21 protein-coding genes are annotated in these 25069 nt (G+C 66.3%); 14 read left to right on the top strand and 7 right to left on the bottom strand.

The annotated features are described in order from the left end of the window. The first annotated feature begins 72 nt into the window (after positions 1–72). Positions 73–2265, top strand: coding sequence for a PA5441 family protein (locus BLQ74_RS23920; RefSeq protein ID WP_090267596.1), 2193 nt, complete (start codon positions 73–75; stop codon positions 2263–2265). A 6-nt stretch (positions 2266–2271) separates the two neighbouring features. After that, positions 2272–2994, top strand: a complete 723-nt coding sequence (locus BLQ74_RS23915; RefSeq protein ID WP_090267594.1) for a DUF3142 domain-containing protein — start codon at positions 2272–2274, stop codon at positions 2992–2994. A 36-nt stretch (positions 2995–3030) separates the two neighbouring features. Here the strand turns inward: BLQ74_RS23915 and trhP are convergent, their stop codons facing one another. Further along, entirely contained in the window at positions 3031–4428 is a 1398-nt protein-coding gene (gene trhP, locus BLQ74_RS23910) for a prephenate-dependent tRNA uridine(34) hydroxylase TrhP (protein WP_090267592.1), read from the bottom strand. A 254-nt stretch (positions 4429–4682) separates the two neighbouring features. Here trhP and BLQ74_RS23905 point away from each other — a divergent pair, with 254 nt between their 5' ends. Beyond that, positions 4683–5993 carry an OprD family porin gene (locus tag BLQ74_RS23905; RefSeq protein WP_090267590.1) on the top strand — a complete coding sequence of 437 codons (1311 nt, stop codon included), beginning with the start codon at positions 4683–4685 and terminating at the stop codon, positions 5991–5993. Between the two features lie 45 nt (positions 5994–6038). On the opposite strand, the gene zwf is transcribed toward BLQ74_RS23905, so the two are convergent. After that, positions 6039–7508, bottom strand: a complete 1470-nt coding sequence (zwf, locus tag BLQ74_RS23900; RefSeq protein ID WP_090267588.1) for a glucose-6-phosphate dehydrogenase — start codon at positions 7506–7508, stop codon at positions 6039–6041. A gap of 106 nt (positions 7509–7614) precedes the next feature. On the opposite strand from zwf, the gene hexR reads away from it, so the two are divergent. From hexR to BLQ74_RS27790, 3 genes are all read left to right on the top strand, one after another. After that, the gene (gene hexR / locus BLQ74_RS23895; protein ID WP_090267587.1) at positions 7615–8502 is read left to right on the top strand and encodes a transcriptional regulator HexR; all 888 of its coding nucleotides are present in this window, start codon (positions 7615–7617) and stop codon (positions 8500–8502) included. 137 nt (positions 8503–8639) lie between these two features. After that, a complete protein-coding gene (locus tag BLQ74_RS23890) occupies positions 8640–9584 on the top strand; it encodes a cation diffusion facilitator family transporter (protein ID WP_090267585.1) in 945 nt (314 codons plus the stop codon). Positions 9585–9667: 83 nt separating this feature from the next. Next, positions 9668–9880 (top strand): PA3496 family putative envelope integrity protein, encoded by a 213-nt coding sequence (locus tag BLQ74_RS27790; RefSeq protein WP_090267583.1) that lies wholly within the window; start codon positions 9668–9670, stop codon positions 9878–9880. Here BLQ74_RS27790 and BLQ74_RS23880 read toward each other — a convergent pair. Continuing rightward, the gene (locus tag BLQ74_RS23880) at positions 9834–10769 is read right to left on the bottom strand and encodes a LysR family transcriptional regulator (RefSeq protein ID WP_090267580.1); all 936 of its coding nucleotides are present in this window, start codon (positions 10767–10769) and stop codon (positions 9834–9836) included. The genes BLQ74_RS27790 and BLQ74_RS23880 overlap by 47 nt on opposite strands. Positions 10770–11006: 237 nt before the next feature. Between BLQ74_RS23880 and BLQ74_RS23875 the strand changes: the two genes are divergently transcribed. Both BLQ74_RS23875 and oadA read left to right on the top strand, forming a co-directional pair. After that, the gene (locus BLQ74_RS23875) at positions 11007–12422 is read left to right on the top strand and encodes an acetyl-CoA carboxylase biotin carboxylase subunit (protein ID WP_090267578.1); all 1416 of its coding nucleotides are present in this window, start codon (positions 11007–11009) and stop codon (positions 12420–12422) included. 10 nt (positions 12423–12432) lie between these two features. Next, positions 12433–14241, top strand: coding sequence for a sodium-extruding oxaloacetate decarboxylase subunit alpha (oadA, locus tag BLQ74_RS23870; protein ID WP_090267576.1), 1809 nt, complete (start codon positions 12433–12435; stop codon positions 14239–14241). A gap of 126 nt (positions 14242–14367) precedes the next feature. Here the strand turns inward: oadA and BLQ74_RS23865 are convergent, their stop codons facing one another. Next, positions 14368–14649 (bottom strand): hypothetical protein, encoded by a 282-nt coding sequence (locus BLQ74_RS23865; protein WP_090267575.1) that lies wholly within the window; start codon positions 14647–14649, stop codon positions 14368–14370. A gap of 280 nt (positions 14650–14929) precedes the next feature. On the opposite strand from BLQ74_RS23865, the gene BLQ74_RS23860 reads away from it, so the two are divergent. Then, positions 14930–15271: a zinc ribbon domain-containing protein YjdM gene (locus BLQ74_RS23860; RefSeq protein WP_090267573.1), complete on the top strand. Its 342-nt coding sequence runs from the start codon at positions 14930–14932 to the stop codon at positions 15269–15271. Between the two features lie 72 nt (positions 15272–15343). On the opposite strand, the gene BLQ74_RS23855 is transcribed toward BLQ74_RS23860, so the two are convergent. From BLQ74_RS23855 to BLQ74_RS23845, 3 genes are all read right to left on the bottom strand, one after another. Next, positions 15344–16183, bottom strand: coding sequence for an acyl-CoA thioesterase (locus BLQ74_RS23855; RefSeq protein WP_090267572.1), 840 nt, complete (start codon positions 16181–16183; stop codon positions 15344–15346). Between the two features lie 78 nt (positions 16184–16261). Beyond that, positions 16262–17290 (bottom strand): DUF5924 family protein, encoded by a 1029-nt coding sequence (locus BLQ74_RS23850; RefSeq protein ID WP_090267570.1) that lies wholly within the window; start codon positions 17288–17290, stop codon positions 16262–16264. A gap of 69 nt (positions 17291–17359) precedes the next feature. Then, positions 17360–18295 (bottom strand): LysR substrate-binding domain-containing protein, encoded by a 936-nt coding sequence (locus tag BLQ74_RS23845; RefSeq protein WP_090267568.1) that lies wholly within the window; start codon positions 18293–18295, stop codon positions 17360–17362. 178 nt (positions 18296–18473) lie between these two features. On the opposite strand from BLQ74_RS23845, the gene BLQ74_RS23840 reads away from it, so the two are divergent. The 5 genes from BLQ74_RS23840 (at position 18474) to BLQ74_RS23820 (ending at position 25032) form a co-directional block, all read left to right on the top strand. Continuing rightward, positions 18474–19274 carry a carbon-nitrogen hydrolase family protein gene (locus BLQ74_RS23840; protein WP_090267566.1) on the top strand — a complete coding sequence of 267 codons (801 nt, stop codon included), beginning with the start codon at positions 18474–18476 and terminating at the stop codon, positions 19272–19274. A gap of 162 nt (positions 19275–19436) precedes the next feature. Then, on the top strand, positions 19437–20927 hold the full coding sequence (locus BLQ74_RS23835; RefSeq protein WP_090267565.1) for an aldehyde dehydrogenase: 1491 nt from the start codon (positions 19437–19439) through the stop codon (positions 20925–20927). A 49-nt stretch (positions 20928–20976) separates the two neighbouring features. After that, positions 20977–22359 carry an aspartate aminotransferase family protein gene (locus BLQ74_RS23830; RefSeq protein WP_090267563.1) on the top strand — a complete coding sequence of 461 codons (1383 nt, stop codon included), beginning with the start codon at positions 20977–20979 and terminating at the stop codon, positions 22357–22359. A gap of 140 nt (positions 22360–22499) precedes the next feature. After that, the gene (locus BLQ74_RS23825) at positions 22500–23576 is read left to right on the top strand and encodes an ABC transporter substrate-binding protein (protein ID WP_374438580.1); all 1077 of its coding nucleotides are present in this window, start codon (positions 22500–22502) and stop codon (positions 23574–23576) included. A 64-nt stretch (positions 23577–23640) separates the two neighbouring features. Then, on the top strand, positions 23641–25032 hold the full coding sequence (locus BLQ74_RS23820) for a purine-cytosine permease family protein (protein ID WP_090267559.1): 1392 nt from the start codon (positions 23641–23643) through the stop codon (positions 25030–25032). Positions 25033–25069 lie beyond the last annotated feature (37 nt).

Genomic DNA, 25069 nt, shown 5'->3' with positions numbered 1-25069 from the left:
CCCAATGAGCTGACGCCTAGCGTGCCCTGGTCTTCCGGCCAGCGCGCGGGCCCCATTGGACAAGGACCTAGCATGCGCTTGCGCGGACTCCCCTACCTGGCCCTGACTCTCGGCCTGCTGGCTGCCCAGCAGGCCAACGCCAGCAGCGACGACTCCTGCTACCCGAGCTGGAACCTCAAGCGAGACACCCTGGATGTCTGCAACAGCTTGCCCTTCCTGAGCCCCGGCAACGACAGCCGGGTCAACCTGCAACTGCTGCTGGCCGATGGCGGGCGCGCGACGCTGCCTGAGCGGCCGCTGTCCGACGACGAACAGCAACTGGGCTATGCCCTGGTGCCCTTCCCGCTGACCCGCCTGTTCGACGAGCCGCCGCAGGCCGATGTCGCGGCCCCGTCCGGCAATGCCAAGCCGGCGGCGCCGCTGGCCGAACTGGCGGTGCGCATCGGCCTGCCCGCCGACAGTGTGCCGGCCGAAACCGAGAGCTTCGCCAACGGCGAAGGCAGCCGCTGCCGCAGCAACAACCCAGCCACCGCCCAGGATTTCCTCGCCCAGTTGCTGCTCGCCGACGTGCCGGCTGCCGAACGGCAGAGCCTGGCGCGCGCACGCCTGTCCCTGCTGCAGGGCTGCCAGTGGGATGACGCCCAGCTCAGCGGCATCCTGCCCAGCGACATCGATTCGGCGCCGGGGCATGACTTCGCCACCTATCTGGAAGGCGTCGCGGCCTTCTACAACGGCCGTTTCAGCGATGCCCGGCAGCGTTTCCTCAGCCTCGGCGGCAGCGCCCTGCCCTGGGTCCAGGAAACCGCGCGCTACATGCTCGGCCGCAGCCAGTTGAACCAGGCGCAGCAGAATGCCTTCGACGACATGGGCTACCCCGACCTGCGCAAGGTCGATCGCGCCCCGCTGAAGGTCGCCGAGAGCGACTTCAAGGCGTACCTGGAGGCCTATCCGCAGGGCCGCTACGCCGCCTCCGCCAAGGGCTTGCTGCGCCGCGTCTATTGGCTGATGAATGACCAGGGCCGCCTGGCCGGCGAGTACGCCTGGCTGTTCGCCCAGCCGGAGTCGGCGCAGGGCGGCGCCGATCAGGCGCAATGGATCGCCGAGGTGGACAACAAGCTGCTGGTCACCGCGCACCCGGCGGATGTCCGCGATCCGCGCCTGCTGGCGGTGCTCGACCTGATGCAGATGCGCCACCACGAGGCCAACGAGGCGCGCGCCCTCGATCTGGCCGGACTGCAGGGGCAGAAAGCCCTGTTCGCCGAGCAACCGGGGCTCCACGATTACCTGCTGGCGGCCTGGCAGCTATACGTCGAGGGCAACCTCGAACAGGCGCGGCAGAGCCTGCCGCAAACGCTGCCGGAGAAACTCGACTACCTGGCCTTCAGCCAGCAGACCCTGCGCGGCTTCAGTCTGGAGGCCGGCAACGACTGGCTCGGCGCCGAGAAGCTCTGGCTGCAACTGCTGCCCCTGGCCCGTCAGCCGCTGCAGCGCGAGCAGCTGGAGCTGGCCCTGGCCTTCAACTACGAACGCAGCGACCGCCTGGTGAAAGTCTTCGCCGATAACTCGCCGGTGCGCACGCCGGCGATCCGCGAGCTGCTGCTGCGCCATGTCGCCGGCCCCGAGTTGCTGCGCCAGCAGGCCAAGGCCGAAGCGGTGCCTGCCGAAGAGCGCGATACCGCGCTGTTCAGCCTGCTCTACAAGGACCTGCTGCACGGCCATTACGCAAATTTCATCAACGACCTGGCGCTGTTGCCCGCCGAGCCCTCGACCAAGCCGCTGACCGCCAGTCTCGGCTTCGTCTATGGCAATGGCATGCCCTTGACCCTGTTCCAGTGGCCCGGTGGCAAGGGCACGTCCGGCTATGACTGCCCGGCCATCCGCGATATCGCCGTGGCCCTGCAGCAGCAGCCACAGCCGCCGCAGGCGCTGAACTGCTTCGGCGAGTTCATCCTGCGCAACAACCTCGACGGCTTCCCCCTCGACAGCCAGCCGGGCCCGCGCGAGCTGGGCGGCAGCCCGACGTTGTTCGATGGCGCGCTGTATTCGCGCCTGGACGGCTACATGAAAGTGATCGCCGATCCCCAGGCCGGCGGCGACGACAAGGCCTATGCCTTGTTCCGTGCGATCAATTGCTATGCGCCCAGCGGCTACAACGGCTGCGGTCGCCAGGACATCGCCCCGGCGCAGCGCAAGCAGTGGTTCCGCGCGCTGAAGACGCAATACGCCGCCACGTCCTGGGCCAAGTCCCTGAAGTACTACTGGTAAGCCGCGATGCGCCATGGCCGGGTGTGGCTGGTCGCCGGCCTGCTGGCGCTGCTGGGCGGCCCGGCGCGTGCGGAGGTGGTGGATGCCGCCGACTATGACGCCTTCTGGCTCTGGGGCGGTGTCGGTGCGCAGCCGGCACTGGCGCATGCGCGCACCCTGTATGTCCTCCAGGGCCAGATCAGCGCGCCGCGCGGCGCCGCTTCCGCGCCGGCGCGGCTGCATGCCCAGGGCATCGCCATTCCACGCCTGAAGGGCGCCGAGGTGTGGGTGGTCTACCGCGCGCACAGTCTGCGCTGGAGCGAGGACAGCTACCGCACCCTGCTGGCCCAGTTGAAGCGCTGGCGCCGTGCCGGCAACTCGCTGCGCGGCGTGCAGATCGACTTCGACGCGCGTACCCGCTACCTCGCCGAATACGTCGCTTTCCTGCGCGATTTCCGCCAACGCCTGCCGGTCGACTATCGCCTGAGCATCACCGGCCTGCTGGACTGGAGCAGCAACGCCGAAGCGGCCACCATCAACCAGCTCAAGGGCGTGGTCGACGAGGTGGTGGTGCAGACCTACCAGGGCCGCCAGACCATCCCCAACTACGCCGACTACCTGCCGCGCGTGGCGCGCCTGCAGTTGCCCTTCCGCATCGGCCTGGCGCAGTACGGCCGCTGGCAGGCGCCGGATTACCTGGCGCGCAGCCCCTGGTTCCGCGGCTACGTGGTGTTCCTGCAGAACCCCTAGGGCGGCTGGGCGTTTGCGCTTATCCGCCGTTGCGCGTCAGCCCGCGCAACTGCCGCAACCGCCGCCGCCACAACCGCCCTTGGCGGCTGGCGCGGCCGCCGTCGCGGCCTGGCTGGCGCGAGCGCCGTCGAGGTCGCGCAGCAGCAGGGCGTAACCCAGGTCGATGTCCTGCGGCAGTGGCAGGTAGACCACATGGCCGTCGCCCGGCGCCACGCCGATGGCTTCGCCGCGAGCGTTCTGCAGGGACTCGATGCGCAGGGCGTGGTTGCCCGCCGGGGTCATCAGCTCGACGCTGTCGCCGACTTCGAAGCGGTTCTTCACCCGCACCTCGGCCAGGCCGTTGCGGCGTTCGCCGCTGAATTCGCCGACGAACTGCTGGCGCTCCGAGCGCGAGCTGCCGTACTGGTAGTTCTGGTATTCGTCGTGCACGTGGCGGCGCAGGAAGCCTTCGGTGTAGCCACGGTGGGCGAGGGATTCCAGGCGATCCATCAGGCCACGGTCGAAGCCGCGCCCGGCGACCGCGTCATCGATGGCCTGGCGATAGGCCTGGGCGGTGCGTGCGACGTAGAAGTGCGACTTGGTGCGGCCCTCGATCTTCAGCGAGTGCACGCCCATCTCCGCCAGGCGCTGGACGTGCTGGATGGCGCGCAGGTCCTTGGAGTTCATGATGTAGGTGCCGTGCTCGTCCTCGAAGGCCTCCATCAGTTCGCCGGGGCGGTTGCTTTCTTCGAGCAGGAAGATTTCCTGGCTGGGCGCGCCCAGGCCCAAGGTCGGCTCGGCCACGGCCAGGCCCAGTTCGTCCTCGCGCGCCGGGTGCGCCTGGTACTGCCAGCGGCAGGCGTTGGTACAGGTGCCCTGGTTGGGGTCGCGGCGGTTGATGTAGCCGGACAGCAGGCAGCGCCCGGAATAGGCCATGCACAGGGCGCCGTGGACGAAGACTTCGAGTTCCATCTCTGGCACCCGCTCGCGGATCTCGCCGATCTCTTCCAGCGACAGTTCGCGGGACAGAATCACCCGGCTCAACCCCTGGTCGCGCCAGAAGGCCACGCTGGCCCAGTTCACGGCGTTGGCCTGCACCGACAGGTGAACGGCTACCTCGGGGAAATGTTGGCGAACCAGCATGATCATGCCCGGATCGGACATGATCAGCGCGTCCGGCCCCAGGGCCAGCACCGGTTCCAGGTCGCTCAGGAAGGTCTTCAGCTTGGCGTTGTGCGGGGCGATGTTCACCACCAGGTAGAAGCGCTTGCCGAGGGCGTGGGCTTCGGCGATGCCGATGGCCAGGTTGGCCAGGTCGAATTCGTTGTTGCGCACCCGCAGGCTGTAGCGTGGCTGGCCGGCGTAGACGGCGTCGGCGCCATAGGCGAAGGCATGGCGCATGGCTTTCAGCGAGCCGGCGGGAGCGAGCAGTTCGGGTTTGAAGGGGACGGACATGCTGGGGAACTCGGATGACGCGTAAATAGGTGGACGAATTGTACGGGAATTGTCCGAGGCTTCGCAGCGTTCCGACCTGTGCGCGGCGGGGGCGCCCGGCATAAGAAGAGTGGTTTTTTATTCTTTATTGTTTTAATTGAATGCTAATTAATTCTTTCAAGGAATATGCGATTTTCATTAGAGTGCGCCCCGAAAATCGCAGTCGCTCTGGAATGAGCATTTCCAGCCAGTCTTACCGATCTCGGGTGTCCTCGATGCACAAAATCCTCCTTCCCCTGCTGACGGCCGTGGGTATCGCCCAGTCCGTGTCGGCGGCCGGTTTCCTCGAAGACAGCAAGGCTTCGCTGGATCTGCGCAATTTCTACTTCAACCAGGACACCCGCAACGAAGACAAGCCCACCGACAGCGAGTGGGGGCAGGCCTTCATGCTCAACTACCAGTCGGGATTCACCGAGGGGGCGCTGGGCTTCGGCGTCGACGCGCTGGGAATCGAGGCCGTGCGCCTGGACGCGCCGGGCTCGTCGAGCAGCAAGAAGTACCAGCCGGGCAGCGTCTTCCCGCTGGAGCACGACGGTTCTGCGGTAAGCAGTTTCAGTCGTCTCGAGGCCACCGCCAAAGCGCGCTTCGCACAGACCCAGTTCAAGGGCGGCACCCTGATGCCGAAGCTGCCGGTGCTGACCTACAACGACGGGCGCCTGGTGCCGCAGACCTTCCAGGGCTGGCAGGTCGAGTCGAAGGATGTGCAGGATTTCAACCTGCTGGCCGGGCGCATCGACCAGGTGAACGACCGTAACTCTTCGAATGCGCAGGGGATGTCGATCAACGGCGCCAACGATCCGAAAACCGGGCGTTTCAGCAATCAGTTCTATTACGCCGGGGTCGATTACCAGGCCAGCAAGCAACTGCAGTTGCAGTACTACTACGGCGAGCTGGAGAACTTCTACCAGCAACATTTCCTCGGCCTGGTGCATCAATGGCAATTGCCGGTCGGTCAGTTGAAAACCGACCTGCGCTATTTCTACAGCTCGCCCGACGGCAAGAACGGCAGCGCCTCCGGGCAGAAAGAGGGCTATGTCAGTGCCGGTTACTACGGCAATGGCGTCGGCAAGGGCGAGGTGGATAACCGCCTGTGGAGCAGCATGCTCACCTACAGCCTGAAGGGCCATGCGTTCAGCCTGGGCTACCAGGGCATGAGCGGCGACAGCGACTTCCCGCACATCAACCAGGGGCAGGGCCGCTCGCCGTACCTGATCACCAACGCGCAGGTGCTGCGCTTCGTCAACGCGGGCGAGGACACCTGGATGGCCGCCTACGCCTACGACTTTTCCAGGCTCGGCGTGGACGGGCTGAAATCCAGCTTCACCTACTGGAGCGGTTCGCACATCAAGGCCAAGAACGGCGACAACAAGGAGTGGGAGCACGATCTGCGCGTGGATTACGTGATTCCCCAGGGCACCTTCAAGGGCCTGGGATTCACCTGGCGCAGCGCGGTCCTGCGTGGCAATGATTCGAGCGACAAGGACGAGAATCGCCTGATCGTCAGCTACAGCATCCCGCTGCTCTGAGCGCCGCCGCTCGCGGCGACGGCGTGGGTTCGGTCGCGCGGGGGCTTAGCTGTACCATTCGCGTCCGGCCAGTTCGAGCAGGCTCTGCGCCTGCTCCGGGCCATTGCTGCCGGCGGGGTAGGGGCGCGGGCGCTGGTAGTGCTCCCGCCAGCCGGCGAGGATCGGGTCGACCCAGCGCCAGGCCGCTTCCACTTCGTCGCGGCGCATGAACAGCGTCGAGTCGCCTTCGATCACGTCCAGCAGCAGGCGCTCATAGGCATCCCAGCGGCGTTTGTTCTTGCTGAACGCCTGGGCCAGGTTCAGGTCCAGCTCCACCGCTTCCAGTTGCATGCCTTTGCCCGGCATCTTGGCCATCAGTTGCAGGCTGATGCGTTCCTCCGGCTGCAACCTTATCCACAGGCGGTTGGCCGGGCCGCTGCCGTCGCCGATCAGGTTGTGCGGCACCGGCTTGAACTGGATGACGATCTCCGAGCACTTCTTCGCCATGCGCTTGCCGGTGCGCAGGTAGAAGGGCACCCCGGCCCAGCGCCAGTTGTCGATGTCCGCCCGCACGGCGACGAAGGTTTCGGTGTCGCTGTCGTTGTCCACCTGCTTCTCGAACCAGTAGGCCGGCACTTCCTGGCCGCCGATGTGGCCGGCGCTGTACTGCCCGCGCACCGTCTTGTCCTGCACGTCCTGGCCGCCGATCGGCCGCAGCGCCTGGAGGATCTTCAGTTTCTCGTTGCGCACGGATTCGGCGTCGAAATGCACCGGCACCTCCATCGCCACCAGGCAGAGCAGTTGCAGCAGGTGGTTCTGCACCATGTCGCGCATGGCCCCGGCATGGTCGTAGTAGGCGCCGCGGTTTTCCACGCCGAGCGTCTCGTTGACGCTGATCTGCACATGGTCGACGTAGGCGCTGCGCCACAGCGGCTCGAACAGGGTGTTGGCGAAGCGCAGCGCCATGAGGTTCTGCACGGTTTCCTTGCCCAGGTAATGGTCGATGCGGAATACCCGCGACTCATCGAAGACCTGGCCGATCGCCAGGTTGATCGCGCGTGCCGACTCCAGCGAGTGGCCGAGCGGCTTCTCCAGCACGATGCGCGCCTCGGGACCGGCCAGGCCGGCGAGCTTGAGGTTCTGTGCGATGGGGGTGAAGAGGTTCGGCGCGGTCGCCAGGTAATGCACCAGTACGCGCGTCTCGCTGTGCTTGAGGCGTTCGCGCAGACGGCCGAAGTCGGCGCTCTGCGCGGCGTCCATGGCCAGGTAGTCGATGCGCGCGGCGAAGCTTTGCCAGTCGGCCAGGGTGAAGTCGTCGCGGCTCACCTGGGCCCGGCAATGCCGCTCGGCCAGCGCCAGGTAGTCGTCCAGCGCCCGCGTGCTGCGGGCCAGGGCGAAGATGCGGGTATCGGCCGGCAGGCGCTGCTCGCGATGCAGGTGGTAGAGCGCCGGCAGCAGTTTGTGCAGGGCCAGGTCGCCACTGCCGCCGAACACCAGGATGTCGCAGGAACGGGGAAACGCCGGGGAATTCGACATGATGAATACTGCTCCGCCACTTATTGCCTGGGCGTCATCGCCTGTTTTGTAGTATAACTACAAGCCGACTACATCCCATCCGCCGATCATAGCCGAGTCCAGCCCAGTGAACCTGTTGCAACACATCGCCCAGTCGCGTCATCTGCTTCGCAAGTCGGAACTCAAGGTCGCCGATCACGTGATGCAGGACCCGGCGTCGGTCATGCACAGCTCCATGGCCGACCTGGCGCATGGCGTCGGCGTCAGCGAGCCGACCATCGTGCGCTTCTGCCGCGCCATCGGTTGCACCGGCTTCCAGGACCTCAAGCTGAAGCTGGCGCAGAGCCTCGCCGCGGGGGCCAGCTTCGGCCAGTTCGCGATCAACGAAAGCGATTCGGTGACCGACTTCAGCCTGAAGATCTTCGACACCACCCTGCATTCGCTGATGGAAGTGCGCGAGAAGCTCGACACCCATGCCCTGGAGCGCGCCATCGCCGCCATCGCCCATGCCCAGCGCGTGGAGTTCTATGGCTTCGGCGCTTCCGGCGCGGTAGCGGCGGATGCCCAGCACAAGTTCTTCCGCCTGCTGCTGTCGGCGGCGGCCTACTCCGACCCGCACATGCAGGCGATGTCGGCGGTGACCCTCAAGCCCAGCGACGTGGCTATCTGCATCTCGCAGTCCGGGCGCTCCAAGGACCTGCTGGTGACCGCCAACCTGGTCCGCGAGGCCGGCGCCACCCTGATCACCCTGTGCCCGAGCCAGACCCCCCTGGCTGACCTGGCCACGGTCAACCTGGCGGTCGATGTCCATGAGGACACCGACATCTACACCCCGCTGACCTCGCGCATCGCCCACCTGGTGGTGATCGACGTGCTGGCCATGGGCGTGGCCATGGCGCGCGGGCCGGACCTGGTCAACCACCTGAAGAGCGTCAAGCGCAGCCTGCGCAGCCTGCGCCTGTCGCCCAAGGTGGTGAAGAGCCACGACGAGCCGCGCGCCGACGACGCCAACTGATCGGGGCGCGCTGTTTTGCCGCGCCGCCGGGCTTGCCCGGGGACGCGGTCTTGACGTCTTTTTGACCGGTTTTCTGTGAGCATTGGCCGACTCTCTATGCGCAGCCATTGCGCCAGCCATGCGTGGAACCGCGAACCATGAAGAACACCCCTTTCCTGGAAGATCACGAAGACGATCGCGTCAGCGCCGAGGAGCGCAGCCGCGCGGCGTCGCGCAGTACCACGGTGAGCATCGTGGTCAATCTGGTGCTGAGTCTGGTGCAGATCGCCGTCGGCTTCTTCTCGCGTTCCCAGGGCCTGATCGCCGACGGTATCCACTCGCTGTCCGACCTGGTCGCCGATTTCGTCGTGCTGCTGGCCAACCACCACAGCAGCAAGGCCGCCGACGAGGACCATCCCTACGGTCACCAGCGTTTCGAGAACGCCGCCTCGCTGGCGCTTGGCGGCATTCTCCTGGCGGTCGGCGTGGGCATGCTGTGGGCGGCCGTGCGCAAGCTGGAATATCCCGAAACCATCGCCACCGTACACGCCACGGCATTGTGGGTCGCCGGCACCGCGCTGGTGGCCAAGGAACTGCTGTTCCGCTACATGCTGAGGGTGGCCGAGCGGGTCAAATCGAGCATGCTGGTGGCCAACGCCTGGCACGCCCGCTCCGACGCGGCGTCGTCGCTGGTGGTCGGTATCGGCATCGTCGGTAACCTGGCCGGCTATCCGATCCTCGACCCGATCGCCGCGCTCATCGTCGGCTGCATGGTGGCGAAGATGGGCTGGAGCTTCACCTGGGACGCGCTGCACGATCTCACCGACCGCGCCGCCGACAAGGAAGAGGTCGAGGCCATCCTGGAAACCCTGCGCGGCACGCCGGGCGTCGCCGGTGTGCATGACATCCGCACGCGCAAGATGGGCGACATGATCGTGGTCGACGCGCACCTGGAAATCGACGCCACCCTGTCGGTGGAGGTGAGCCACGAAATCGCCGTCGAAGCCCGTAGCCGGGTGCTGCAGCGGCACCGGGTGCTGAACCTGATGACCCACGTCGATCCCTGGTATCCGCCGAGCGGGGCTGCCGCGCAGGAGTCCTGATCAGCGGCGCGCGGGCGCCATCAAACTGTCACGGCGTGCGCCCATGCTGGCCTCTCCAGCCCTTCGGCCATGGGAGATGCGAGATGCCACGCCAGATCGACGATACCCAACTCCTGGATAGCAAGACCCGCCGCAAGCTTGAAGACCAACGCCGCATGCAGTTCCGTCGGGCGATCGAAGATCGCATCGAAAGCCGGCGTCTTAACCAAGAAATCTCCGATTATCCCGACCTGATCGCCGCCGCCTACCTTAGCTCTGCGCGGGGCTCGCGGCGAAGCGCTCGGCAAGCTGGCTGATCAGCGCCCGCTCTTCACGGATGAAGGCGACGAACGCCTGGGCCACGGGGCTCAGGCGCTTGCCGCGGGCATGCACGAGACACCAACTGCGGTACAGCGGCAACTCTTCCACCGGTAGTTCGCGGAGCAGCCCGGCCTGCAGTTCGCGGCTCACCGCATGACGTGGCAACAGGGCCAACCCGAGCCCGGCCACGACCCCTTCGCGTAGCGCTTCCAGCGAGGAAACTTCCAGCGTTTGCGGGAAATGTGCGCGCTTCTGCTGGAAATGTTCCTCACAGGCCTTGCGCGTGCCGGAGCCCGGCTCGCGGATCAGCAGCGGCCAGGCTTCGAGGTCTTTCAGCGACAGTTTGGCGGTGTTGCACAGCGGGTGGTCCGGCGGTGCCACGGCGACGATCGGGTTGTTCAGGAACGGCAGGAATTCCAGCGCCATGTCCTGTGGCACCAGGGACATGATCACCAGGTCGTCGCGGTTGTCCGACAGGCGCTTGATCACCTGCGCGCGGTTGACCACGGTGAGGTGCAGGCTGACGTCCGGGTGCTGCTGCTGGAAGGTGGCGAACAGGTGCGGGGTGATGTACTTGGCGCTGGACTCCACGGCCAGGCGCAGTTGCCCCTGCAGCGAACCCTTGAGGTCGGAGAGCTGCATGTCCAGCACCTCCAGGCGCTGGAAGATGTCGTTGCTGGCGCGCAGCAGGGCATCGGCGGCGTCGGTCTGGTAGAGCTTCTTGCCGATGTACTCGAACAGCGGCTGGCCGACCAGTTCTTCCAACTGGCGAATCTGCAGGCTGACCGCCGGTTGCGTCAGCGCCATTTCCTCCGCGGCGCGGCTGTAGGAACGGCTTTCGCACACTGCCCGGAAGACCTGCAGTTGGCGAAGTGTCATGCGCATCAATGACTTACGCATCTTTGGCGGCTCGCGAAGGGGACGATGCGCTCAACTATAAGATAAAAATTATGGCTACCCCAATAATTATTGATTTTGGTTAATCCTTCAGGCCGCGTAGGGTAAAAAAACGCCGGAACCCTGCTCCGGCGATGCGCCCAGCCGACGCGGAAGCCTCTCCGCGGCGGATTGCCGATTGGTTCAAGCGCCGAATCCACAAGATTCAGCCGAGGGAAACCGAAAGTGATCAAGAAAATCCTGATCGCCAACCGTGGGGAGATCGCTGTCCGGATCGTGCGCGCCTGCGCCGAGATGGGCATCCGTTCGGTGGCCATCTACTCCGACGCCGATCGCCACGCCCTGCATGTGAAGCGCGCCGATGAGGCGCACAGCATCGGCGCCGACCCCCTGGCCGGCTACCTCAACCCGCGCGCCCTGGTGAACCTGGCGGTGGAAACCGGCTGCGATGCCCTGCATCCGGGCTACGGATTCCTTTCCGAGAACGCCGAGCTGGCGGAAATCTGCGCCGAGCGCGGGGTGAAATTCATCGGCCCGTCCGCCGAGGTCATCCGCCGCATGGGCGACAAGACCGAAGCGCGGCGCAGCATGATCGCCGCTGGCGTGCCTTGCACCCCCGGCACCGAAGGCAACGTCGCCGACCTCGCCGAGGCAATCTCCGAAGCCGAGCGCATCGGCTACCCTGTGATGCTCAAGGCCACCTCCGGTGGCGGCGGCCGTGGCATCCGCCGCTGCAACAGCCGCGACGAACTGGAGCAGGCCTTCCCCCGGGTCATCTCCGAGGCCACCAAGGCCTTCGGCAGCGCCGAGGTGTTCCTGGAGAAGTGCATCGTCAACCCGAAGCACATCGAGGCGCAGATTCTCGCCGACTCCTTCGGCAACACCGTGCACCTGTTCGAGCGCGATTGCTCGATCCAGCGCCGCAACCAGAAGCTCATCGAAATCGCCCCGAGTCCGCAGCTCACCCCCGAGCAGCGCGCCTACATCGGCGATCTCGCGGTGCGCGCGGCCTCGGCCGTGGGCTATGAGAACGCCGGCACCGTGGAGTTCCTGCTCGCCGATGGCGAGGTGTACTTCATGGAGATGAACACCCGGGTGCAGGTGGAGCACACCATCACCGAGGAAATCACCGGCATCGACATCGTCCGCGAGCAGATCCGCGTGGCCTCCGGCCTGCCGCTCTCGGTCAAGCAGGAAGACATCCAGCACCGCGGTTTCGCCCTGCAATTCCGGATCAACGCCGAGGACCCGAAGAACAACTTCCTGCCCTCGTTCGGCAAGATCACCCGCTACTACGCGCCCGGCGGCCCCGGCGTGCGCACCGATACGGCGATCTACACCGGCTACACCATCCCGCCGTACTATGACTCCATGTGCCTGAAGCTGATCGTCTGGGCACTGACCTGGGAAGAGGCGCTCGACCGCGGCCTGCGCGCGCTGGACGACATGCGCCTGCAAGGCGTGAAGACCACCGCGCCGTATTACCAGGAAATCCTCAAGGACCCGGAATTCCGCAGCGGCCAGTTCAACACCAGCTTCGTGGAAAGCCACCCGGAACTGACCAACTACTCGATCAAGCGCAAACCCGAAGAGCTGGCCCTGGCCATCGCCGCCGCCATCGCCGCCCATGCCGGCCTGTGAGGATCATCGAATGAGCAAGAAAGTCACCGTCACCGATATCATCCTGCGCGACGCCCACCAGTCGCTGCTGGCCACGCGCATGCGCACCGAGGACATGCTGCCGATCTGCGACAAGCTCGACAAGGTCGGCTACTGGTCGCTGGAAGTCTGGGGCGGCGCCACCTTCGACGCCTGCGTGCGCTTCCTCAAGGAAGACCCCTGGGAGCGTCTGCGCAAGCTCAAGGCCGCGTTGCCCAACACCCGCCTGCAGATGCTCCTGCGCGGGCAGAACCTGCTCGGCTACCGCCATTACAGCGACGACGTGGTCCGCGCCTTCGTGGCCAAGGCGGCGGTCAACGGCATCGACGTGTTCCGCATCTTCGACGCCATGAACGATGTGCGTAACCTGCGCGTTTCCATCGAGGCGGTGAAGGCTGCCGGCAAGCACGCCCAGGGCACCATCTGCTACACCACCAGCCCGGTGCACACCATCGAGGCCTTCGTCGCCCAGGGCCGCGCCATGGCCGACATGGGTGTCGACTCCATCGCCATCAAGGACATGGCCGGCCTGCTGACCCCCTACGCCACCGGCGAACTGGTCAAGGCGCTCAAGGATGCCCTGCCGCTCGATGTGGTGGTGCACTCCCACGACACTGCCGGCGTTGCCAGCATGTGCCAGCTCAAGGCCATCGAGAACGGCGCCAGCCGCATCGACACCGCCATCTCCAGCATGGCCTGGGGCACCAGCCATCCGGGCACCGAGTCGATGGTCGCGGCGCTGCGCGGCACCCCTTACGACACCGGCCTGGACCTGGAGCTGATCCAGGAAATCGGCCTGTACTTCTATGCCGTGCGCAAGAAGTACCACCAGTTCGAGAGCGCCTTCACCGGCGTGGATACCCGCGTGCAGGTCAACCAGGTGCCGGGCGGGATGATTTCCAACCTGGCCAACCAGTTGAAGGAGCAGGGCGCCCTCAACCGCATGGACGAAGTGCTCGCGGAAATCCCCAAGGTGCGCGCCGATCTCGGCTACCCGCCCCTGGTCACCCCGACCTCGCAGATCGTCGGCACCCAGGCGTTCTTCAACGTGCTCGCCGGCGAGCGCTACAAGACCATCACCAACGAGGTGAAGCTGTACCTGCAGGGCCGCTACGGCAAGGCACCGGGCGAGGTGAGCGAGCAACTGCGGCGCCAGGCCATCGGCAGCGAAGAAGTCATCGACGTGCGCCCGGCCGACCTGATCAAGGCGGAACTGAACAAGCTGCGTGAAGAGATCGGCAGCCTGGCCAAGTCCGAAGAGGATGTGCTGACCTACGCCATGTTCCCGGACATCGGGCGCAAGTTCCTCGAAGAGCGCGCCGCCGGCACCCTGAAGCCGGAAGAGCTGCTGCCGATTCCCAATGGCAACGGCGTGGCCGCGGCCGGCGGCGAAGGCGTGCCCACCGAGTTCGTCATCGACGTGCACGGCGAAACCTACCGCGTGGACATCACCGGCGTTGGCGTGAAGGGCGAGAACAAGCGTCACTTCTACCTTTCCATCGACGGCATGCCCGAAGAAGTGTTGTTCGAGCCGCTCAACGAGTACGTCGGCGGCGCCGGCAACAAGCGCAAGCAGGCCAGCGCGCCGGGCCACGTCACTACCACCATGCCGGGCAATATCGTCGATGTGCTGGTGAAGGAAGGCGACAGCGTCAAGGCCGGCCAGGCCGTGCTGATCACCGAGGCCATGAAGATGGAAACCGAGGTCCAGGCCGGCATCGCCGGTACCGTCAAGGCCATTCACGTGGCCAAGGGCGACCGGGTCAACCCGGGTGAGATCCTCATCGAGATTGAAGGCTGACCGACGGACAGACGGGTCTTAAGGTTTAGTCCCCAGGGGAAGCACGATGCTTCCCCTTTTTTTATTCGGGCGTGCGCTACGCCGGCAGGCGAGGCGGGCGTGTCCGGCCCGCCTCGAACAGGCGCGCTATTCGCTCGGCGCTGCTGGCTTGCTATCCATCGAGTTCTTTTCCTTGGTCTCCATGGAACTCTTTTCCTTGGACTCCTGCTGCTTGGTTTCTTTCTTGTGAGTGGTCTTCTTGTGCTGCTTGTGTTTGGTCGTCGTGGTCTTGCTCGGCGTGGTACTGCTCGCCGCTGCGCCATCCGCCGGAGCCGTCGAATCGCTTGCAGACGTGGCTGCAAGCAGGTATCCCGGACCTGCCAGGACCGTGGCCAGGCCAAGTACCACTAACTTGCGCGCTATTCTCATGGCTGAACTCTCAACAGTGATAGGTAATGGAACGGCACCCACTCCCGGCGACTGAGGCCAGTGGTGGATTACCCTGCGGACGACGACCGAACGAAGCTCGTCCCAAGTGCCCAGCAACTTCAGCAGTCGGCCGGCTCAGGAGGCGTCCTCCTATCAGATTAGACGGTCTTTGCGCACTGGATGGGCGTTGTGCGCCAGGCTTGACCCAGATCAGGCGCGCGCGCGACGGCATGTCCTTATATAATCCGTGGTTTTTCCATGCCGTGAAGCGAGAGACCCGATGAGCACCCTGCCGCCCTGCCCGAAATGCCACTCCGAATTTACCTACGAGGACGGCGCCATGCTGGTCTGCCCGGAGTGCGCTCACGAATGGTCCGCCACCGGCGCCGCCGAGGGCGCTGACGAGGCCAAGGTGATCAAGGATGCCGTTGGCAACGTCCTGCAGGACGGCGACACCGTCAGCGTGATCAAGGACCTCAAGGTCAAGGGCTCGTCCCTGGTGGTCAAGGTCGGCACCAAGGTGAAGAACATCCGCCTGGTCGACGGCGACCATGACATCGACTGCAAGATCGACGGTATCGGCGCGATGAAGCTGAAGTCGGAGTTCGTGAAGAAGGTCTGACCGTCGCGCCAAGCGAAAAGCCCGGCATTCGCCGGGCTTTTTCGTTTCCGCGGCAGGCCGTTCCCGGCGCGCTCATTCCTTGTAGTAGACGATCTGGTTGCTGGTGGCGAGCAGCTCGCCGGCCTCGCTCCACAGCTCCGCGCTCTGGTCGAAGAAGCCATTGCGGAAGGCCTGGCCACGCGCGTCGCCGAGCAGGTAGCCGCTGCCGACGCTGGCCAGTTGCTCGGCGTCGACGTGGAAGTAGGTGGTGATCGACACGGTACCGGCCGGCACCGGGATGGCCCGGCGCAACCAGACGCGCGGGAAGAAGATGTCACTCATCGCCGCCAGGGCCGGGAAGTCCAGCGCGCGCGGCTGCGCATCGCGCATCCACAGGCGGCTGTGGCTGTGCTCGCCGGCACCGTCCCAGACGCTGGGGAAGCTGCCGCTGAGCGGGCGTATTTCGTACTGCTCGATCCAGGCCACGCCCTTGGCCCTCGGGCGCAGCGCCTCCAGCTCGGCGGCTGCGGCCACCTGCGGCCGCGCCAGGTCGGTGCTGCTCCAGGTCTCGCGGCGAATGGCCGTGACCAGGGTGGCGGTGCTGGCGACTTGCTCCTCGCCCTGCGCGTCGACCTGGCTCAGTTGCAGCAGCCAGTGCTGGGTCGAGCGGTTGGTGCGCACTGGCGTGGCCTGGATACGGAAGTCGCCGGCGGCGATGGCGGCGGCATAGTTCACGGTCAGCGACAGCGGCGTGCCGATGCGTTGCGGATGCTGTAGCACGGCCTGCAACAGCGTGGCCGCGGTGATCCCGCCGAAGGGCCCGACCATGTTCCAGTAGGCGGGGCTGGTGCGGCCGGTGAAGCGGTCGGCGTCGGCGGGATCGGCCTGCAGGGCGATGGCCTGGTCGAACGGGTGGCGGAGGGCGTCGCTCATTCTTGTGGTTCTCTCTGCACGCGGGTGATCGGCGACTTTTAGGGGAAGCCGCGGGGCGTGGTCAAGCGAACCGCACGGTCAGGGCGTGACCTCGAAGCGCAGGGTGCCGATCACCTGGCCCACTTCGGTGAGCACCTGTACCTGCCAATCGCCGCTGGGGTCGGTGGGGAAGTTCTGCTTGTGCGTCCAGGCGCGGTAGCCGGCTTCGCGACCGCCATGGATATCCAGGGCGATACGGTCGACTTCGCTGCCGTTTTGCCGCCACACGTGGTAGATGCGCTCATCCAGCCCGCGCGGCGCGTTGATCGCGGTGTAGGCGTAGAGGCCCTGGCTGCGCACCTGCGCGGCGCTGATCTGTTCGAGGCTGTCGCCGGGCGTGCGCTGGCTATCGTCGAAGTCCTCGGTGACCGCCATTTCGGTCAGCCACAGGGTCGAGGGCGGCACCCAGGCCCGGCCGAACCAGCCGACCGCGCCAATCGACAGGCTCAGGCCGAGCAGGGCCAGCCAGCGCCACCATTTATGGATGGAAACCGATACCAGCAGGCTGGGGAAGGACAGCGCCACGGCAATGCCCAGGGCCCACTTGTAGCTTTGCGGGGTGCTCAGCTGGAGGATCAGCGGCAGTGCCGTGAGCAGCACGGCGAACAGCGTCAGGGTGTGATAGCCGAGGAAGGTCCAGCGCCGCCGCGACAGCCATTTGTAGTAGATCGGGTCGGTGATGGCGACCAGCCCGGCCAGGGTCAGCAAGCCGGTGAAGAGGATCTGCCCGCTGTTCCAGGTGGTGGTGACGAAGAAGAACGGCAGGACGAAGAACAGGCTTTCCTGGTGGATCAGTTGCGTCGCGTAGCGCATCAGCCCCGGCGGCACCGACCAGCCGAAGCGCTTCTTGAAGCGCTCGGTGAGCAGGTTTTCCAGCATCAGCCAGAGCCAGCTCACCAGCATGACGATGGCCATCATCCGGGCGAAGCCGGCGCGGTGGCGGTCGACCATGACGAAGCTGAAGAGCCCGGAGCAGAAACCGGCGAGCGCGACCAGGCGCGGGTAACGTTCGAGGAGCGAGAGGACCAGCGCGATCAGGCGCTGCACGCGGTTTTTCCAGACAAGCATGGGATGGCTGCGGAGCGAAAAGCGGAAGGGTGGCGATTGTAGCGCTTGCGCGGCCGGCGGCGAACCCGTTCAGCCGTTGGCCGGCGCTTTGTCCAGGCCCGCCGTGCCGCTCAGTTCACCACGAGCGTATTCGACGAACAGTTGCGCCGGCTTGGTCAGCTGGGAGCGCTTGAGCCAGGCGGCGACCAGGCCGGAGGCGCTGACCGGCTCGGCGATGTCGACCATCACCACCTTCTTGCCGTCGTAGGTGCACTCCGAATGGGGCCGGGTGACCAGCACCGAGAAGCCGAAGCCCTGGCCGACCATGCCGCGCACCATCTCGATGGACGGCGAGCTGAAGGCAATGTTCGGGGTCAGCCCGAGTTCCTCGAAGATGCTCACGAAATAGGTGCGGCTGGGCTGCACGTCGAGCAGGATCATCGGTTCCAGCACCAGGTCGCGCAGCGACACCTGTGCCTGGCGGGCGAAGCGGTGGTCGGCCGGGAGCAGCGCGTAGGGGCGCTGGGCCGGCATCAGCGGCTCGGTTTCGATGGTGCTGTCGAGGTCGTGCTTGTACAGGAAGGCCAGGTCGAAGCGGCCGGCGGTGAGGCCCTGCACCAGTTCCTGCTGTTCGCCGTCGCGGATGCGGATTTCCACCCCCGGGTAGCGTTCGCGGAAGCCGGCGATCAGGCGCGGCAGGTACAGCGGGGCGACCGTTTCGAAGCAGCCCAGGTCGATCTGCCCGGCGACCACGTCATTGTCGGCCAGGGCGTTCTGCTCGAACTCGTGGGCCATGCGTAGCAGTTCCTGGGCCTTGCGGTAGAAACGCCCGCCGCCCGGGGTCAAGGACACGCCCTGGGCGTGGTGACGGATGAACAGCTGCACGCCGAAGCTCTCTTCCAGGCCCTTGATCGCCGTGGAGATCGACGGCTGGGCGATGTACAGCTTGCGCGAGGCCTCGGCCACGCTGCCGCATTCCACGGTGGTCACGAAATACTTCAATTGCCGCAAGGTATAGGACGCCACACGCAACCTCTGTCATTTTTCTTTCGCGCCACCTTACCGCGTCGTCGGGCGCGGCGGGGTGGGGCGAAGTGAGCTTTTTCTTCGATAGCGACGATATTTTCCATGGCCAGCGCCCGCTGGGCCGGCATGCATACTGCTGTGCAATTCCCGTACACGCTTGCGCCGAGGAGAATGCAGCATGCAATTGGCCATCTGGCAAACCCAGGGCTTCCCCGCCGATCCGGCCGCCAACCTGGCGGCGCTGGAGCGGCAACTGGCGAGCGTCGCCGGCGTCGGCGGCGAGCTGTTGCTGTGCCCGGAGCTGTGGCTCTGCGGCTATCAGGTACCGGCGCAGATGGCCGCGCTGGCCGAGGCCGCCGACGGCCCCGCGGCGCGGCGTATCGCCGAGCTGGCCCGGCAGTATGGTGTGGCGGTGTGCTACGGCTATGCCGAGCGCCATGCCGAGGGCGGCAAGCCGTATAACAGCGCACAGTTCATCGACGCCAGCGGCCAGCGCCTGGCCAACTACCGCAAGACCCACCTGTTCGGCGCCATGGAGCGCGAGCTGTTCACCCCGGGCGAGCGCCTGGAGACGCCGTTCCGCTTCGGCGACTGGACCCTCGGCCTGCTCATCTGCTTCGACGTCGAATACCCGGAGGCGGTGCGCCACCAAGCCCTGGGCGGTGCCGACCTGCTGCTGATCCCCACCGCGCTGACCCCGGAATACGGCGCCGTGCCGCAACTGATCGTGCCGGCGCGGGCGGTGGAGAACCAATTGTTCGTCGCCTACTGCAACCATTGCGGCGAGGAGAACGGCCTGGCCTACCTGGGCGGCTCGCGGGTCGTCGGGCCGGACGGCGAGGCGCTGGCCGCCGCGGGCGCCGCCGAGTGCCTCCTGCTGGTGCGCCTGGACCGCGCGCGGCGCGCGGCCCTGGCCGACTGCTTCCCTTATCTGCCGGGGCGCCGTCCGCAGCTGTACGCGGCCCTGGTCCAGGGTTGAGCGGGGGCGTGCACCAGAAGCTGGCGGGTGAACCGATTCGGTGCGCGCCTGCCCAGCTTTTTCATATACAGCGAAGACATATTTAATAATTTTCCTCGGCAGGGGCATGGGCGACCATCTGGCCGTATCCAGAACAATAAGCCCGTGAGCAGGAGTGCCCTGGTGTACCAACTCAACGACTGGCAGCAGCGTGCCGCGCGCCAACAGTTCATCGACAGCGCCCTGATCGGTGGCCGCCGCGTCACCGCCCGTGATGGCGCCACCTTCGCCTCCATCGACCCGGCGACCAACCGCCTGCTGGCGAACGTCGCCGCCTGTGGCGCCGCCGAGATCGACGCCGCCGTGCGCAGCGCGCGCCAGGCGTTCGACCAGGGGCCCTGGGCGCGCATGGCGCCGCGCGAGCGCAAGGCCGTGCTGCTCAAGCTGGCCGAGCTGATGCTGGCCAACCGCGAGGAGCTGGCGCTGCTCGACTCGCTGAACATGGGCAAGCCGGTGATGGATGCCTGGAACATCGACGTACCCGGCGCCGCCGGCGTCTTCACCTGGTACGCGGAAAGCCTCGACAAGCTCTACGACCAAGTCGCGCCGACCGCGCAGAACGCCCTCGCCACCATCACCCGCGTGCCGCTGGGGGTGATCGGCGCCGTGGTGCCGTGGAACTTCCCCCTCGACATGGCCGCCTGGAAGCTCGCCCCGGCGCTGGCCGCCGGCAACTCAGTGGTGCTCAAGCCGGCCGAGCAGTCGCCGTTCTCCGCCCTGCGCCTGGCCGAACTGGCCCTCGAAGCCGGCTTGCCGGAAGGCGTGCTGAACGTGGTGCCGGGCCTCGGCGAACAGGCCGGCAAGGCCCTCGGCCTGCACCCGGACGTGGACTGCCTGGTGTTCACCGGCTCCACCGAAGTGGGCAAGTACTTCATGCAGTATTCCGCCCAGTCCAACCTCAAGCAGGTCTGGCTGGAGTGCGGCGGCAAGAGCCCGAATCTGGTGTTCGCCGATTGCCGCGACCTGGACCTTGCGGCAGCAAAAGCGGCTTTCGGCATTTTCTTCAACCAGGGCGAGGTGTGTTCGGCCAATTCGCGCCTGCTGGTGGAGCGCTCGATCCACGACGAGTTCGTCGAGCGCCTGATCGCCAAGGCCCGCGACTGGCTGCCCGGCGATCCGCTGGACCCGGCCAGTCGCGCCGGCGCCATCGTCGACGGCAAGCAGACCGCGAGCATCCTGCGCTTCATCGACGAGGCCCAGGGCAGTGGCGCCAGCTTGGCCCATGGCGGTCGGCAATTGCACTTCAATGGTTCGGACAACTTCATCGAGCCGACCATTTTCACCGGCGTCGATCCCCGGCAACGCCTGGCCCGCGAGGAAGTCTTCGGCCCGGTGCTGGCGGTCAGCGCCTTCGACAGCGAAGACGAGGCCGTGCGCCTGGCCAACGACAGCCCCTTCGGCCTCGCCGCTTCGCTGTGGAGCGACGACCTCAATCGCGCCCACCGCGTGGCCGCGCGGTTGAACGTCGGCACGGTATCGGTGAACACGGTGGACGCCCTCGACCCGGCGATCCCCTTCGGCGGCGGCAAGCAGTCCGGCTTCGGCCGCGATCTTTCCCTGCACTCGTTCGACAAGTACACCCAGCTCAAAACGACGTGGTTCCAACTGCGTTAACAGCCGGCCAGCGAGTCGGTGACAAGAAGAAAATCGGAGACCCTCAGCGATGACAGCCCAGATCAGCGGACAGCGTGACACCCGCGACTACCAGGCAGCGGATGCGGCCCACCATATCCATGCCTTCCTCGACCAGAAGGCACTGAACGCCGAAGGCCCGCGAGTGATGGTGCGCGGCGAGGGCCTGTATCTCTGGGACAACGACGGCAAGCGCTACCTCGACGGCATGTCCGGCCTCTGGTGCACCAACCTCGGCTACGGGCGCAAGGACCTCAACGCCGCGGCCAGCCGCCAGTTGGAGCAGTTGCCGTACTACAACATGTTCTTCCACACCACCCACCCGGCGGTGATCGAACTCTCCGAACTGCTCTTCAGCCTGCTGCCCGACCACTACAGCCACGCCATCTACACCAACTCCGGCTCCGAGGCCAACGAGGCGCTGATCCGCACCGTGCGCCGCTACTGGCAGATCCTCGGCAAGCCGCAGAAGAAGATCATGATCGGCCGCTGGAACGGCTACCACGGCTCGACCCTGGGCAGCACCGCGCTGGGCGGCATGAAATTCATGCACGAAATGGGCGGCATGCTGCCGGACTTCGAGCACATCGACGAGCCCTACTGGTTCGCCCACGAGGGCAACCTGAGCCCGGCCGAGTTCGGCCGTCGCGCCGCCCTGCAACTGGAAGAAAAGATCCTCCAGCTGGGCGCCGACAACGTCGCCGCCTTCGTCGCCGAACCCTTCCAGGGCGCCGGCGGCATGATCTTCCCGCCGGAAAGCTACTGGCCGGAAATCCAGCGCATCTGCCGCCAGTACGACGTGCTGCTGTGCGCCGACGAGGTGATCGGCGGCTTCGGCCGCACCGGCGAATGGTTCGCCCACCAGCATTTCGGCTTCCAGCCGGACACCCTGTCCATCGCCAAGGGCCTGACCAGCGGCTACATCCCCATGGGCGGCCTGGTGCTGAGCAAGCGCATGGCCGAGGTGCTGGTCGAGCAGGGCGGCGTGTTCGCCCACGGCCTGACCTACTCCGGGCACCCGGTGGCGGCGGCGGTGGCCATCGCCAACCTCACCGCGCTGCGCGACGAAGGCGTGGTGACCCAGGTGAAGAACGACACCGGCCCCTACCTGCAGCAGTGCCTGCGCGAAGTGTTCGGCAACCACCCGCTGGTCGGTGAGGTACAGGGCGCCGGCTTCGTCGCCGCGCTGCAACTGGCCGAGGACAAAGCCACGCGCAAGCGCTTCGCCAACGAGAACGACATCGCCTGGCGCTGCCGCACCATCGGCTTCGAGGAGGGCGTGATCATTCGCTCCACCCTCGGCCGCATGATCATGGCCCCGGCGCTGGTGGCCGGGCGCGGCGAAATCGACGAACTGGTCGACAAGACGCGCATCGCCATCGACCGCACGGCGCAGGAATTCGGCGTGCTCTGACGCCGCCATGCGGGGGCGGTCTCCGCCCCCGCAAACCACGCCGCCGCACCCCCAAGACAACGCCACGGGCTCGCAGAAGCCCGCGCGACGGAACCCTATTGTCCGGCCTCTGGCCAGTCACTGCCCCGCAATACACAACAATGCCTAACCGCTGTGGGAGTCGTTCCATGTATCCGTCCTTACTCAAGCGTGCATCGCTGAGCTGCGCCATCCTCGCCACCCTGGCGGGAGTCACCCAGGCGCACGCGCAGAACCTCACCGTCATCTCCTTCGGCGGCGCCACCAAGGCCGCCCAGGAGCAGGCCTATTTCAAACCCTTCGACCAGAGCGGCGCCGGTACCGTGGTCGCCGGCGAGTACAACGGCGAAATGGCCAAGATCAAGGCCATGGTCGAGGTCGGCAAAGTTAGCTGGGACGTGGTCGAGGTGGAAAGTCCCGAGCTGCTGCGCGGCTGCGACGAGGGCCTGTTCGAGCACATCGACCCGGCCGTGTTCGGCGACTCCGCGCAATACGTGCCCGGCACCCTCAGCGAGTGCGGCGTGGCCACCTATGTCTGGTCCATGGTGATGGCCTACAACGGCGCCAAGCTGGCCAAGGCGCCGACTTCCTGGGCGGACTTCTGGGACGTCAAGGACTTCCCCGGCAAGCGCGGCCTGCGCAAGGGCGCCAAGTACACCCTGGAAGTCGCCCTGCTCGCCGACGGGGTCAAGCAGGAGGACCTGTACAAGGTGCTCGCCACGCCCGAGGGCGTCAGCCGCGCCTTCGCCAAGCTCGACCAGCTCAAGCCCTACATCCAGTGGTGGGAGGCCGGCGCACAGCCGCCGCAGTGGCTGGCCGCCGGCGACGTGGTGATGAGCGCCGCCTACAACGGGCGCATCGCCGCCGCGCAGAAGGAAGGCGTGAAGCTCGGTATCGTCTGGCCGGGCAGCCTCTACGACCCGGAATACTGGGCGGTGGTCAAGGGCACGCCGAACAAGGCCCTGGCCGAGAAGTTCATCGCCTTCGCCAGCCAGCCGCAAACGCAGAAAGTGTTCTCCGAGAGCATCCCCTACGGCCCGGTCCACAAGGGCACCCTCGACCTGCTGCCGGCCGAGGTGCGCGCCGCGCTGCCGACGGCGCCGGCCAATCTGGAAGGCGCGCGCGCGGTGGACGCGGCCTTCTGGGTCGACCACGGCGAAGAACTGGAAACCCGCTTCAACGCCTGGGCGGCACGCTGATCGCCCGGCTTCCCCTGGCGTCCGGCGTTCGCGCCGGGCGCCGCATTCCCCTGCGAGAACGATAATGACAACGACGCACACTCCGGCGGCGACTCTTGAGCTGAGCACCATCCAGCCGATCGCCGCACACGAGCGACATGGCCGCGCGCGCGATCTGTTCACCATCTGGTTCGGCAGCAACATCATGCTGCTTACCGTGGTCACCGGCGCCCTGGCCGTCACCGTATTCAAGCTGCCGTTCTTCGCCGCCGTGCTGGCGCTGGTGCTCGGCAACCTCATCGGCGGCATCTTCATGGCCCTGCACTCGGCCCAGGGGCCGCAGCTCGGCGTGCCGCAGATGGTGCAGACCCGCGGCCAGTTCGGCTCCTTCGGCTCGCTGCTGGTGGTGGCCCTGGTGGTGATCATGTACCTGGGCTTCTTCGCCTCCAACCTGGTGCTCGGCGGCCAGTCGCTGAACGCGCGCTTCCCGGCCATCGGCACCGATGCGGGCATCCTCCTGGTCGGTGTGGTCAGCGTGGTGGCGACGGTGTTCGGCTATCGCCTGATCCACGGCTACACCCGGCTGATGTCCTGGCTGTCCGGCGCGGTGCTGCTGGCCAGCTTCGTCTGGCTGCTGTTCGTCCACGGCTTGCCGGCGGACTTCTTGCAGCGCAACCAGAACAACCTGCCGGGCTTCCTCGGCGCGCTCTCGGTGGCGGCGCTCTGGCAACTGGCCTATGCCCCTTACGTTTCCGACTACTCGCGCTACATGCCCCAGGACACCGGCTCGCGCACCGCGTTCTGGTCGAGCTACTGGGGCTGCTGCCTTGGCTCGATCCTGCCGATGCTGCTCGGCGTGATGGTCGGCCTGTGCGTCAGCGACGGCAACGTCATCGCCGGCCTGATCGAGATGACCGGCGGCCTCAGCGCGCTTATGGTGGCGGTGTTCTCCATCGGCATCGCGGCGACCAACGCGATGAACCTGTATTGCGGCACGCTCTCTACCATCACCGTCGGCCAGACCCTGCTGCCGGCCTGGACCGCCCGCGCCGGCTGGCGCGCGCTGATCGCCCTGCTGCTGTTCAGCGCCTCGCTGGCGATCGCCCTGCTCGGCCAGGATAACTTCATGGCCAACTACACCAACTTCATCCTCCTGCTGCTCTATGTGCTGGTGCCCTGGAGCGCGATCAACCTGGTCGACTACTACCTGGTCGCCCACGGCCAGTACGACGTGCCGTCGTTCTTCCGGCGCGACGGCGGCATCTACGGCACCTTCAACTGGACCGCGGTGAACTGCTATGTGCTGGGCATCCTGGTGCAGGTGCCGTTCATGTCCACCGAGCTGTACACCGGGGTGGTGGCACGCGCCATGAACGGCGCCGACATCTCCTGGATCGTCGGTCTGGGCGTGGTCTCGCCGGTCTACTGGCTGGCCAGCCGCAAGCGCCAGCGCGCCTTGCAGGCGGCCCGCGCCTGAGGCTCCCGGCGCGGGCGCCATGCCACGCTGCCACGGA

This window comes from Pseudomonas panipatensis (genome assembly GCF_900099785.1).
GTDB lineage: Bacteria > Pseudomonadota > Gammaproteobacteria > Pseudomonadales > Pseudomonadaceae > Pseudomonas > Pseudomonas panipatensis.
This window is presented reverse-complemented; position numbering and strand designations above follow the sequence as displayed.